Source organism: Lysobacter sp. Soil_N_23 (assembly GCF_057656135.1).
Window position 1 is genome coordinate 20,338 of the sequence record NZ_JBDGKY010000003.1, and the last position, 12,342, is coordinate 32,679.

At 64.4% G+C, this 12,342-nt stretch carries 9 protein-coding genes; 6 read left to right on the forward strand and 3 right to left on the reverse strand.

The window, feature by feature from the left end:
• The first annotated feature begins 62 nt into the window (after positions 1–62).
• Complete coding sequence (locus tag AC3A3X_RS03355; protein ID WP_487581644.1) at positions 63–824, forward strand: abortive infection family protein; 762 nt, start codon at positions 63–65, stop codon at positions 822–824.
• A gap of 144 nt (positions 825–968) precedes the next feature.
• Here AC3A3X_RS03355 and AC3A3X_RS03360 read toward each other — a convergent pair whose 3' ends face one another.
• The 3 genes from AC3A3X_RS03360 to glmS form a co-directional block, all read right to left on the reverse strand.
• A complete protein-coding gene (locus tag AC3A3X_RS03360) occupies positions 969–2,723 on the reverse strand; it encodes an esterase/lipase family protein (protein ID WP_487581645.1) in 1,755 nt (584 codons plus the stop codon).
• Between the two features lie 493 nt (positions 2,724–3,216).
• The gene (locus AC3A3X_RS03365) at positions 3,217–3,747 is read right to left on the reverse strand and encodes a hypothetical protein (RefSeq protein ID WP_487581646.1); all 531 of its coding nucleotides are present in this window, start codon (positions 3,745–3,747) and stop codon (positions 3,217–3,219) included.
• Positions 3,748–4,246: 499 nt separating this feature from the next.
• Positions 4,247–6,079 carry a glutamine--fructose-6-phosphate transaminase (isomerizing) gene (gene glmS, locus AC3A3X_RS03370; RefSeq protein WP_487581647.1) on the reverse strand — a complete coding sequence of 611 codons (1,833 nt, stop codon included), beginning with the start codon at positions 6,077–6,079 and terminating at the stop codon, positions 4,247–4,249.
• A 196-nt stretch (positions 6,080–6,275) separates the two neighbouring features.
• Between glmS and AC3A3X_RS03375 the strand changes: the two genes are divergently transcribed.
• The 5 genes from AC3A3X_RS03375 to AC3A3X_RS03395 all read left to right on the forward strand — a co-directional run bounded on the left by AC3A3X_RS03375 (position 6,276) and on the right by AC3A3X_RS03395 (position 12,342).
• Positions 6,276–7,565: an efflux RND transporter periplasmic adaptor subunit gene (locus AC3A3X_RS03375; RefSeq protein ID WP_487581648.1), complete on the forward strand. Its 1,290-nt coding sequence runs from the start codon at positions 6,276–6,278 to the stop codon at positions 7,563–7,565.
• Positions 7,566–7,605: 40 nt separating this feature from the next.
• Entirely contained in the window at positions 7,606–8,343 is a 738-nt protein-coding gene (locus AC3A3X_RS03380; protein ID WP_487581649.1) for an ABC transporter ATP-binding protein, read from the forward strand.
• A gap of 10 nt (positions 8,344–8,353) precedes the next feature.
• Positions 8,354–9,676 (forward strand): ABC transporter permease, encoded by a 1,323-nt coding sequence (locus AC3A3X_RS03385; protein WP_487581650.1) that lies wholly within the window; start codon positions 8,354–8,356, stop codon positions 9,674–9,676.
• 11 nt (positions 9,677–9,687) lie between these two features.
• Complete coding sequence (locus AC3A3X_RS03390) at positions 9,688–10,926, forward strand: ABC transporter permease (RefSeq protein ID WP_487581651.1); 1,239 nt, start codon at positions 9,688–9,690, stop codon at positions 10,924–10,926.
• A gap of 78 nt (positions 10,927–11,004) precedes the next feature.
• Positions 11,005–12,342, forward strand: a complete 1,338-nt coding sequence (locus AC3A3X_RS03395; protein WP_487581652.1) for a sigma-54-dependent transcriptional regulator — start codon at positions 11,005–11,007, stop codon at positions 12,340–12,342.

Consider the following 12,342-nt stretch of genomic DNA (forward strand, 5'->3'; position numbering starts at 1 on the left):
ACATGGGAGTTATAGTGCCCCCAAACAGGGCCGCCACACCACTAGCAAACCAAAGGGGAGCCATGGAGGGGCTTAAAGCAAGCGAGATCCACTGGGTCGTCAGCAACTACATCGGCGTATCAGGCGGCTATCTGGGCGACTTTACGTACGCCTCTCACCGAGAGTTCTACGCGAGCTATTGCGACTTGGCGATTGATGCCGATGCCGTCGCCGAGCACACCACTCGAAAGAAGTTCATCTCGATCCTCAGTGTTGCCGACCCTCGCTCCCAGGCCGCCATCCTCATAGGCGTGGCCCGGCGCTTTCCAGCAGGCTCGGAGGTCCAAAGGACCGCAGCTGGGGTCCAGCGACTCTTGGCCTTGGCCAAGCGGTGCCAACAGGTTGCTGTTGTCGAAGGGGCCGAGCCCAGCATCACAAGCGACATCGTCCAGCAAGCCCTTGCAGAAGCAACCACGCTCTTATCGACGCACGGACCGGCCAGCGCCGTCGACCGCTTGCATACGGCGCTCCACGGCTACCTCAGAACGGCGTGCCGGGTCGCAAATCTCGATCTCTCCGATGCTCCGAATGATCCGCGCATCGTCTACTACTTGAAGGTGTTGCGCCAGCAACACCCAGGCTTCAGTAGCCCGACGGCCCAGCCGGCAGCCATGAAGAATGTGTTGAGCACGTCTGCGACCTTGCTGGAGCAACTTGACCCTATTCGAAACAGGGCCACGCTCGCCCACGCCAATGAAGAGTTGATTGCCCATGATGAGGCGCTTCTCGTGATCAATTTGGTGAGAAGCTTGATGCAGTATTTCGATGCCAAGCTTCGCTCGTAGCGTCCGTACCGATCGATCCTACAGCCAATCCCATTGGCCACTCAGTTCACAGGCTTAGTTGAAAGCCAGAGAGCGAGTACGCAGCATTGCCAGGCCAACGTGCACGTTTGGCTAGCCCAAGTCGGGCCATACAGCCAGCGCAGGTTACGGGGTCGCGACTTTCCGCATTCGCTCCTGCACCGCGGGCGTGGCGTCAACAGCACTGGCTTCCATGTACCAGCGCTTCGCAGCAGTGACATCCCCACCGGCCTTGAGCACATCCCCTTTCAACACACTTGCTTCTGCCTGCGTCGCGGGTACAACCCGCAACCGGTCTGCCAATCGGCTCAACTCCAGACGCTGCGCCTCGGTCGTCGTTGACAGGTCTGCAGGCTGCGCCGCAACGTCCAATGGCACCAGTGGAACGTTGACCGTCTGCAGCACATCCATGTTTCCCGTGCGAGACGACACGACGCCAGCCAGACGGCGAACACCGGCTGCCTTAGCGGTCTCTGGGTATTGCGCTTCCACACTTCCGAGCGCAACCGCAGCGCTGTTGGAGAGGTTCAGTGCGGCCAGCGTATCGGCCGTCAATACCAACTTGACATCAGCTGGGAGACCTGGCTGTCGATTGGCGATGGCCTCGCTCGTGAGGTTCACCAGGGTTTCTTGCTGCTTCGCTGATTCCAATGCCTCGAACTGCGCAGCATTGTCACCGATCGCCAGATAGGCATTGATCGCCTGCGCGGCGCCTATTTCCAGCTCCCTTCGTTGTGCAATGGCGGCGTCCATATCGGGAATGCGAGCGATAACGACGCGCTCCGGCGACGAACCAAGTCGAACTTTGAGCCGATACTCCTGGCGCAGAGGGTTCAACAAGACGAGATCAACGGTGTCTCGTACGCCTGGCCCGACGGTGCGTGGCATTTCCTTTGGTGAGGCGAGCATGGAATCGGAGTCGCTTACCTCCATCGAATAGCTCAACGGAACCGCGCCTTCGTTGCCAAACACCACACTGTTTCGCTTTCCGGCATTCTCGATCAAGTATGTCCAAGGCTCTTGAGTCTTGAGGAACCGCGGCGTGTCCCACGCCTTGTCATCCAGCGATGGCAGCACGTACGTGCTGATTGCCTTCACCAGCACGACCACGGATGGATGCCGCGAACGGTCTGGCTTCACGATGGACATATGATCGCTATCCTCGATCGCGGAGGGGATCTCATCACAGTCGCGCGTGCTGCTCGACCAAGGCACGACAAGGATAGGACCAATCGCCTTTTTCTCGTAGGCGCAAACCATCGTCGGACGCGGCGTGCCGGAACGGACGTTGATCCAATCTTCGTTCAGTTGCTGCAGGTAGTCGTTCGCATCAACCGGGAACATCTGTCGAACCGCATCGTTCTTCACAACGTGCTCGGCGATGTTGGTGATCTGCGAGCCCTCGTGCGGCGTGGCGTAGAACACCAGGAGCGGTACCTTGCTGCGCATGGGCTGACGGGTAATCAGTTCGCGCATGGTGATCAGTCCGCCCATGCTATGCCCTACAAATACGATCTGGTCGTACTTGTCCACTCCATCGGCGACGAGATAGTCGTTCAGCTTGACGGCGGCCTCGCCGATCTTCAGCGAACCGCCCTCGATCATTCTCGAAGTGAAGCCGAACGCATAGATGTCGACCTTGTCGCCGATACCGGGCGCCTCATGGAGGTAGTCGAACAGCGCCTTGCCGTTGGCATTCGTCCAAGTACCCTTGGTGTCACCAAGGATTCCATGGACAAAGACCACCGCAACCTTGTTCGGCTTCTGTGGGTCCCGATAGACCCAAAGCGGGTCAGTCGTGTTGATTGGCTGCTCCTTGCCGCAAGCTCCCGCCGCGACCGCGAAGAGAACAGCTAGCACCCATGCCTTCGGCGCTTCCATGACGGCCTCCTTGTGACCAGTCGCACACGCCTCCGCCGTTGCCACGATCCTGTTAGCACGTTCCGACCGGGCATCCGTGCCAGGGAACGTCCCGGCATGGGAAATCCGGACAGAATTCGGTCGGCAACGCCCAGTCTACGAAGCACGGTAGCGCATTGGAAGGTACGCCCGACTATGCCCCCCCAGGTCCAAACTAGCCGTTGCGCCCATCCGGCAGGCACGCACCGCAGCTCGTCGCTATAGGTAGCTTTGGCCCTCTGGATCTGGTGATCTTGCCGATCCCCTCGGGCAGCTTCGACGGGAGTTGCGGGTGTCGCGCGGGTTTGTCGCTGACACCCCCGCTCTTGGCCGCGTGGCTCGACGGCCGACTGGTTGCCGGTGGAGGGATCTTCCCACTATATGTGGCCGACTTGAGAAGTGGCACACCCTAGGCGAACGTCGTTCGTGAATCACGATCGGCCGCTTCAGATCGAAAGCCGTCGTTGAAAGCTATCTAGGGTTCGCCGAATCGGGCGCGGTGATGGGCAGCGCCGGCGCCACGCAACTCATCGCGCTCAAGCAACTTGGCCTGGAACGAAAACTCCGGGCCAATCTTGACAATGAGCAGCTGCTCGAACGCACCAGCGGACTTTACGCGAACGCGATCGCTCTTCTTCTCGGGCGAAATCGTCTTTACCTCGACGAGTTTGCCGGCAATAGTGCCGTCGGATCCTGGATGCAGGCTGGCATGCCGCCGCAGGCCGAACTTGATCTCGGCATACATTTCTCCCAGCTCGCCCCAGATCTGCAGATATCGACCGGTATTCTCTACATAGCGCCGTGCACATTCGACTAGGTCTAGGAAGATCTCCGTGTGCTCAACGATCCTATAGGGAAACCCCTCACGACTTTCAAAGGCCGCCGTTTCAATCTCATAGGGTTCTTCGTCGACTTCGTCTTCGAGCTGCGAGTTGATCCAATCCCAGCTAACCCACTCATCGTCGTCCCAAACTCCATCCCCCGGCTGGATCTCAACGTCCGTCATCGAGCATCGAGGCATGGGCATAAGTGCGTCTAGGAGAGGGGCCGGCAGACAATAGCCTGAGTTTCAGGGGGCGGCCAAGTCGTGGCCGCGCACCGCCGGGACAGGCTCATCCGCACTCCTCACGCTTCGATCCGTCATCCCTCTTCAGGCTCGGCCGTCCGCTGCGGCGCTGGCGCCAATACCAGCCTGGCATCCAAGCCCAGAGGTGTTCAAGCGTCAACCACCACTCGGCCAGTTGGAGGTTCTAATCACATCAAACCTAGCGCTTGGGTTCGTAGTTGGACCATCCATTAGTTAGTTGGAACAATCAATGGCTCCTACCAGGTCAACGGCAAAGACACCCAGACTTGTCGTCTATCCCTTGATCGAGAATGGGCGCCTATTGCCTTAGGTAAAGCTTTGTTACATAGGAGCAAACTCTATTGCCTGAAATAGGACTCTATTGCCCAGGATAGAACTCTATTCCAAGTAGACACTTGTCCACAGCTGATCCGGTCGCCTACTCCACCGTCACCGACTTGGCCAAGTTGCGCGGCTTGTCGACATCCGTTCCACGCGCCAATGCCGCGTGATACGCCAGCAGCTGCACCGGGATCGCATGCACCACCGGCGACAGCACGCCGACGTGGCGCGGTGCGCGGATCACGTGCACGCCGTCGGACGGGCCAAACTGGCTGTCCTCGTCGGTGAACACGAACAGCTCGCCGCCGCGCGCACGCACTTCCTGCATGTTCGACTTCACCTTCTCCAGCAGGCTGTCGTTGGGCGCGATCACCACCACCGGCATGGTCGCATCGACCAGCGCCAGCGGGCCGTGCTTGAGCTCGCCGGCCGGGTAGGCCTCGGCGTGGATGTAGGAGATTTCCTTGAGCTTGAGCGCGCCTTCCAGGGCGATCGGGTAATGCACGCCGCGACCGAGGAACAATGCGTGCTGGCGCGGCGCGAAACGCTCGGCCCAGCTGACGATCTGCGGTTCAAGGTTGAGCGCGTGCTGGACGCTGCCGGGCAAGTGGCGCAACGCTTCCAGGTACTCCGATTCGCGCTCGGCCGACAGGCGACCCTGCAGCTTGGCCAGCGTCGCGGCCAAGGTGAACAGCGCCACCAGCTGGGTGGTGAAGGCCTTGGTCGACGCCACGCCGATCTCGGCGCCGGCGCGGGTGTAGTAGACCAGCTTGCTGGCGCGCGGGATCGCGCTCTCGGGCACGTTGCAGATCGACAGGCTCTTGTCGTGGCCGAGTGACTTGGCGTACTTGAGCGCTTCCATCGTGTCGAGCGTTTCGCCCGACTGCGAGATGGTGACGATCAGGTGCTTCGGGTTCGCCACCGCTTTGCGGTAGCGGTACTCGCTGGCGATCTCGACCGAGCACGGGATGCCGGCGATCGCTTCGATCCAGTAACGCGCGGTCATGCCGGCGTAGTAGCTGGTGCCGCAGGCGAGAATCTGCACGCCATCGCACGCGCCAAGCACCTCGGCAGCATTGGCGCCGAACAGCGCCGGCGAGAATCCGGTGCCGTCCATCACCGCTTCGATCGTGTCGGCGATCGCGCGCGGCTGCTCGTGGATCTCCTTCTGCATGAAGTGGCGGTACGGGCCCAGCTCCAGCGAGGCCAGCGAGACGTCGGAGACATGCACTTCGCGCTCGACCGGCTCGCCGTCGATGTCGAACACGCTGACGCCTTCGCGGCGGACGTCGGCGGTATCGCCTTCCTCCAGGAAGATCACGCGACGCGTCGACTGGATGATCGCCGAGACGTCGCTGGCGATGAAGTTCTCGCCCTCGCCCAGGCCGACCAGCAGCGGGCAACCCATGCGCGCGGCAATCATGCGGCCCGGCTCGTGCTTGCTGACGACCGCGATCGCGTAGGCGCCGGTGAGTTCGCGCACGGCCAAGCGCACCGCCACGAGCAGGTCATGACCCTGCGACTGGAAGTAATGGATCAGGTGGGCGATGACTTCGGTATCGGTCTGCGATTCGAAGGTGTAGCCAAGACCACGCAGGCGCTCACGCTGCTCTTCGTGGTTCTCGATGATGCCGTTGTGGACCACGGCCAGCTCGCCGAAGCTGATGTGCGGGTGCGCATTGGCTTCGGTGACGCCGCCATGAGTGGCCCAGCGGGTGTGGCCGATGCCGAGGCCGGCGTGGAAGCCTTCCGCGTGCGCGGCCGCTTCCATCTCCGAGACCCGACCGGTGCGGCGGACGCGACGCATGTCCTGGCCGTCGAACACGGCAATGCCAGCCGAATCGTAGCCCCGGTACTCCAGGCGCTTGAGACCTTCGATCAGGACCGGCACCACGTCGCGATCGGCGATCGCGCCAACAATTCCACACATTCGGCAGCACTCCCTTGATGTCCGGCTAGTTTAGCCGGGGCCGCCCTACCGCCGCTGTACGGCGGACACCCGGGTGTCCGCGCGGACACCCGGACACTCGGAACGCCGGCCAAGCCCCTGATTTCAATGGATGGACCGGTGGCACGGTTCCTGCGTTGTTTAAGCGCATTCCCATTCCCGCGCATCCAACCACCGCATGATCCGCGACACTTCTGGACAGGACCGTATTCTCGCCCCGGCGCCGGCCAACCCGCGCCGCAAGCCGCTGCTGATCGGCGGCGGCATCGCCGCGGTGCTGCTGCTGGCCCTGACCGTGCCCACGCTCGGGCGCTGGCTCGGCTCCGGACAATCGGTCAGCGGCGAGCGCCTGCGCGTGGCCGAAGTCCGCCGCGGCACGCTGATCCGCGACGTCGCGGTGCAAGGCCGCATGGTCGCCGCGGTCAGCCCCACCCTCTATGCCCCGGCGGCCGGCACGGTGACGCTGCGGGTGCAGGCCGGCGACGTCATCAAGCAGGGCCAGACCCTGGCGGTGATCGACAGCCCCGAGCTGCGCAGCCGCCTGGTCCAGGAGCAGTCGACGCTGGCCAGCCTGGAGGCCGAGGCACGCCGGGCCGCACTCGACGCCCAGCTCGCCCGCTCGACCGCGCGCAAGCTGCTCGACCAGGCCGAGATCGACCGCACCGCGGCGATGCGCGACCTCGAACGCGGCCAGCGCGGCTTCGAAGGCGGCGCGGTGTCGCAGGTCGAAGTGGCGCGCGCGCAGGACGCGGTCAAGAAGGCCGACATCGGCCTGACCCACGCCAAGCACGACTACAGCCTGCAGGACCAGGGCGTCAGCCTGGACACCCGCAACAAGCACCTGCTCGCGCAGCGCCAGGAGGCGATCGTCACCGAGCTGCAGCGCCAGGTCGACCAGCTCAACATCCGCTCGCCGGTCGAGGGCGTTGTCGGCACCGTCGCCATCACCGACCGCACCGTGGTGCCGGCCAACCAGGCATTGCTGGTCGTGGTCGACTTGCGCGAGCTGGAGGTCGAGCTGCCGGTGCCGGAGAGCTTCGCCGACGACCTGCGCCTGGGCATGGCCGCCGAGATCAGCTACGGCGGCCACAAGTACGCCGGCAAGCTGCGCTCGGTGTCGCCGGAAGTGGTCAACGGCCAGGTCATGGCGCGCGTGCGCTTTGCCGACGACAAGGCCGCAGAAGGTCGCCCGAGCGGCCTGCGCCAGAACCAGCGCGTCAGCACCCGCGTGCTGATCGAGGAGAAGCCGAACGTGCTGATGGTGCAGCGCGGCCCATTCCTCGACACCGGCGGTGGCCGCATCGCCTACGTCATGGACGGCGACACCGCGGTCAAGCGTCCCATCACGGTCGGCGCCAGCAGCCTGTCCGACGTGGAAGTGCTCACCGGCCTGGAACCGGGCGAGCGCGTGGTCATTTCCGACATCACCCCTTTCAACGGCGCCGACCAGGTGCTGGTCAACAACTGATCAACGCAAGAATCGCCATTCAAGACCCAGGAGTACGAACATGTTGAAGATGACCCACCTGAGCAAGGTCTACCGCACCCACATGATCGAGACGCACGCCTTGCGCGGCTTCGACATCCACGTGCGCGAGGGCGAGTTCGTCGCCGTCACCGGGCCGTCGGGCTCGGGCAAGACCACCTTCCTCAACATCGCCGGCCTGCTGGAGGAGTTCAGCGACGGCGAGTACCTCCTCGACGGTGTGGCGGTGAAAGGGCTCAACGACAACGCCCGTTCGCGCCTGCGCAACGAGAAGATCGGCTTCATCTTCCAGGGCTTCAACCTGATCCCCGACCTGAACCTGTTCGACAACGTCGACGTTCCGCTGCGCTATCGCGGCATGAACGCCGCCGAGCGCAAGCAGCGCATCGAGCATGCGCTCGGCCGCGTCGGCCTGATGTCGCGCATGAAGCACTACCCGTCCGAACTCTCCGGCGGCCAGCAGCAGCGCGTGGCGATCGCACGCGCCCTGGCCGGTTCGCCGCGCCTGCTGCTCGCCGACGAACCGACCGGCAACCTCGACTCGTTGATGGCGCGCGGAGTGATGGAGCTGCTCGAGGAGATCCACGCGCAAGGCACGACGATCGTGATGGTGACCCACGATCCGGAACTGGCCGCGCGCGCCCAGCGCAACGTCCACATCATCGACGGCCAGGTCACCGACCTGGACGATTCGCCGCGGCTGGGCGGCGAAGTCGCCGCAGCGACCGCATCCGCGGCTGCGACCGTGCCGGCCAACTGAGGACACCGCCATGATCGGCTATTACCTCCGTCTGGCACTGATCTCACTCAAGCGCAATCGCATCCTCACCGCGCTGATGGTCGCCGCCATCGCGCTTGGCATCGGCATGTCGATGACCTCGATGACGGTGCTGCACATGATGTCGGCCAATCCACTGTCGCATAAGGACGAGCAGATCCGTCGCGTCCAGCTCGACAACTGGGATGCCAACAATCCCTGGGACGACGACAACCCGGCCGAGCCGCCGGACCTGATGACCTACCAGGACGTCCGCAACCTGGTCGCCGCGCACAAGGCCGAGCACGAGGCCGGCTTCTTCCCCAACGTGTTGTCGCTGGAACCGCCGCAGCGCGAGATCAAGCCGTACATGGTGGAGGCGATGTTCACCACGCACGGCTTCTTCCCGATCTTCGAGCCGCCGTTCAAGTACGGCGGCGGCTGGAGCCAGGCCGAGGACAACAACGCTGCGCGCGTGGCCGTCATCGACCAGGAAACCAACGAGAAGATCTTCGGCGGCGAGAACAGCGTCGGCCGCAAGATCCGTCTGAGCGGTGAGGACTACACCGTGGTCGGCGTGCTCGAGAAGTGGCACCCGACGCCGCTGGTCTACCACATCGCCGCGGGCGCCTTCAACGACCCGCAGGCGATCTTCGTGCCGATGAGCATCGGCATCGAGAAGGAGCTCGTCAGCGGTTCCAACAACAGCTGCTTTGAAGACCGTTCGGACCCGGGCTACCAGGGGCTGCTGGGCTCGGAGTGCATCTGGATCGACCTGTGGGTGCAGGTCAAGGACGACGCCGACGCGCAGCGCTACCTCAGCTTCCTCAACAACTACGTCACCGACCAGAAGAAGAACGGCCGCTTCCCGCGCCCCGTCAACAACAAGCTGCGCAGTGTCTCGGAATGGCTGGTCGCCCAGAAAGTGGTCAGCCGTGACGCGCGCACGCAGGTGTGGCTGGCGTTCGCCTTCTTCGCCGTGTGCCTGATCAACACCGTGGGCCTGCTGCTGGCCAAGTTCATGGGCAAGTCGGCAGAGATTGGTTTGCGCCGCGCCGTCGGCGCCAGCAAGCCGGCGGTGTTCGCGCAGTACCTGACCGAGTCTGGCCTGGTGGGTCTGGCCGGCGGCGTGATTGGCCTGGTCTTCACCGGCCTGGGCCTGCTCGCACTGCGCAAGCTCTACGCCGGTACTTCGATCGAGAAGCTGGCGCAACTGGACTGGACCATGGTCGCGCTGTCGCTGCTGATCGCGCTGGTGGCCAGCCTGATCGCCGGCCTGTACCCGACGTGGCGCGCCTGCCAGGTGCAGCCTGCCACGCAACTGAAGACGCAGTAACGGAGCAAGCCATGGAATTCCGTCCAGTACTAAACGCGCTGATGCGCAACAAGACCGGCCTGCTGCTGATCGTGCTGCAGGTCGCCATCACCCTGGCGATCGTGTGCAACAGCGTCTTCATCATCCTGCAGCGCATCGAGAAGGTGAACCGTCCCAGCGGCATGCAGGAAGCCGGGCTGTTCACCGTCAACAGCCTCGGCTTCGCGCCGGACTTCGACCTGGCCGGCAGCCTGCGCCAGGACCTTGATGCGCTGCGCTCGATCCCGGGCGTGATCGATGCGACCACCATCAATTCGGTGCCGCTGTCGCAGGGCGGCTGGAGCGAGGGCATATCCGACCAGGCCGACAGCGTGCCGCAGGAGAAGCGCATCCGTGAAGGCTCGGCCGTCTACATGGTCGACGAACACGGCCTCAACACGCTCGGCGTGAAGCTCATCGCCGGTCGTGACTTCAACGCCGGCGACATCAGCGCGCGCACCAAGGACGACAAGGGCACGCTGCACTCGGTGATCATCACCCAGGCGCTGGCCGAGAAGATGTTCCCGGGCGGTTCGGCCGTCGGCAAGACCATCTACAGCAGCCTGCCGGGCAAGAACGGCCCGGTGACGGTGGTCGGCGTGATCGAGCGCCTGCAGGCGCCGTGGGTGGGCTGGGACAAGGTCGAGCAGACGACCATCGTGCCGCAGTACAGCCTCGGCGAGTTCGATGCCAACAGCTCGCGTTACCTGATCCGTGCCGAGCCCGGCCGCCGCGACGAGGTCATGAAGGAAGCCGAACGCAAGCTCGGCGAGATCAACACCGGCCGCATCGTCCGCGGCCTGCGCTCGATCGAGGAAGTGCGCGGCGACAGCTATCGCCAGGACCGCGCCATGACCCTGGTGCTGACCACGGTGATCTTCGCCCTGCTCGCCGTGACCGGCCTGGGCATCGTCGGCATGGTCAGCTTCTGGGTCACCCGCCGCATCAAGCAGATCGGCACGCGCCGCGCCCTGGGCGCACGCCGATTCGACATCCGTCGCTATTTCATGATCGAGAACCTGATCGTGGTCGGCATCGGCGTCGCGGTCGGACTGGTACTGACCTACGGCTTCAACATGTGGCTGATGAAGCACTACGAGCTGCCGCGCCTGGCCTGGTACTACGCGCCGATGGGTGCGCTGACCGTGCTGCTGCTCGGCCAGCTGGCCGTGTTCGGCCCGGCCACGCGTGCCACCCGGGTGTCGCCGGCGGTCGCCACGCGCACCGTCTAGGCCACCGCGGCCCTTGTGCCGGACGGCGCCCGTCGTCCGGCACATTGCGGCAACGTGGTCCACTGCTAGGCTAGTGCGATGCGTACGATCCTGGTCATCGACGACAACCATGCCGTGCACGTCGCGCTCGACGTGCTGTTCTCGCTCGCCGATCTGCGCGTGCTGAGCGCGCAGTCGCCGGATGAAGGACTGGACCTGCTCGATCGCGAGGCCATCGACCTGGTCATCCAGGACATGAACTTCACCGCCGACACGACGTCCGGCGAGGAAGGCATCGCCTTGTTCCGCACCATCCGCGACCGCTTCCCCGACCTGCCGATCATCCTGCTGACCGCGTGGACGCGACTGGAGTCCGCCGTCGCACTGGTCAAGGCCGGCGCCGCCGACTACCTCGGCAAGCCGTGGGACGATCACAAGCTGATGACCGCGGTGACCAACCTGCTCGAACTGGGCGAGGCCAACCGTGCCCTGGCCGAGCACCGTGCGGAGGAACGTCGGCGCCGCCGCGAACTGGAACGCGACTACGACCTGCGCGGCGTGGTCTTCGACGATCCGGCCAGCGAGCGCCTGATCAGCCTGGCCTGCCACGTTGCACGCGCCAACGTGCCGGTGCTGATCAACGGCCCCAACGGCGCCGGCAAGGAACGCATCGCCGAGATCATCCAGGCCAACTCGTCGGTGCGCACCGGCCCGTTCGTGACGCTCAACTGCGGCGCGTTGCCGTCGGAACTGATCGAGGCCGAACTGTTCGGCGCCGATGCGGGTGCCTACACTGGCGCCAACAAGTCGCGCGAGGGCAAGTTCGAAGCGGCCGACGGCGGCACCCTGCTGCTCGACGAGATCGGCAACCTGCCGCCGGCCGGGCAGATGAAACTGCTGCGCGTGCTCGAGACCGGCCGCTTCCAGCGCCTGGGCTCCAACCGCGAGCGCCAGGTCGACGTGCGCGTGATCGCCGCCACCAATGCCGACCTGCCGGCGATGATCCGCGCCGGCACGTTCCGCGAGGACCTCTATTACCGGCTCAACGTGATCGAGCTGCGTGTGCCGCCACTGGCGGAGCGGCGCGGCGACATCCTGCCACTGGCCGAGCATTTCCTCGATGGACGGCGCCAGCTCGGCGAAGCCGCGCGCTCGGCGCTGCTGCGACATTCCTGGCCTGGCAACGTGCGAGAGATGAAGAACGCCATCCAGCGCGCACTGCTGCTCGGACAGTCCGAGCGCATCGAGCCGGAGCAGCTCGGCTTGCCGACCGCACCGCCACCGGCGCGACCGAACGGTGACGACGAGATCGGCCGCGATGCGATCGAAGCGGCGATGCGCCGCGCCGGCGGCGTGTTGAGCCAGGCCGCCGCCGAACTGGGACTCAGCCGCCAGGCGCTGTACCGGCGCCTGGAAAAGCTGGGCATCCCGCGCTGA

Excerpts from the sequence above, each read along its gene's own strand:
- AC3A3X_RS03360 (WP_487581645.1), bottom strand. The coding sequence starts at position 2,723 with ATGGAAGCGCCGAAGGCATGGGTGCTAGCTGTTCTCTTCGCGGTCGCG.
- AC3A3X_RS03380 (WP_487581649.1), top strand. The coding sequence starts at position 7,606 with ATGTTGAAGATGACCCACCTGAGCAAGGTCTACCGCACCCACATGATC.
- AC3A3X_RS03390 (WP_487581651.1), top strand. The coding sequence starts at position 9,688 with ATGGAATTCCGTCCAGTACTAAACGCGCTGATGCGCAACAAGACCGGC.
- glmS (WP_487581647.1), bottom strand. The coding sequence starts at position 6,079 with ATGTGTGGAATTGTTGGCGCGATCGCCGATCGCGACGTGGTGCCGGTC.
- AC3A3X_RS03385 (WP_487581650.1), top strand. The coding sequence starts at position 8,354 with ATGATCGGCTATTACCTCCGTCTGGCACTGATCTCACTCAAGCGCAAT.
- AC3A3X_RS03355 (WP_487581644.1), top strand. The coding sequence starts at position 63 with ATGGAGGGGCTTAAAGCAAGCGAGATCCACTGGGTCGTCAGCAACTAC.
- AC3A3X_RS03375 (WP_487581648.1), top strand. The coding sequence starts at position 6,276 with ATGATCCGCGACACTTCTGGACAGGACCGTATTCTCGCCCCGGCGCCG.
- AC3A3X_RS03395 (WP_487581652.1), top strand. The coding sequence starts at position 11,005 with ATGCGTACGATCCTGGTCATCGACGACAACCATGCCGTGCACGTCGCG.
- AC3A3X_RS03365 (WP_487581646.1), bottom strand. The coding sequence starts at position 3,747 with ATGACGGACGTTGAGATCCAGCCGGGGGATGGAGTTTGGGACGACGAT.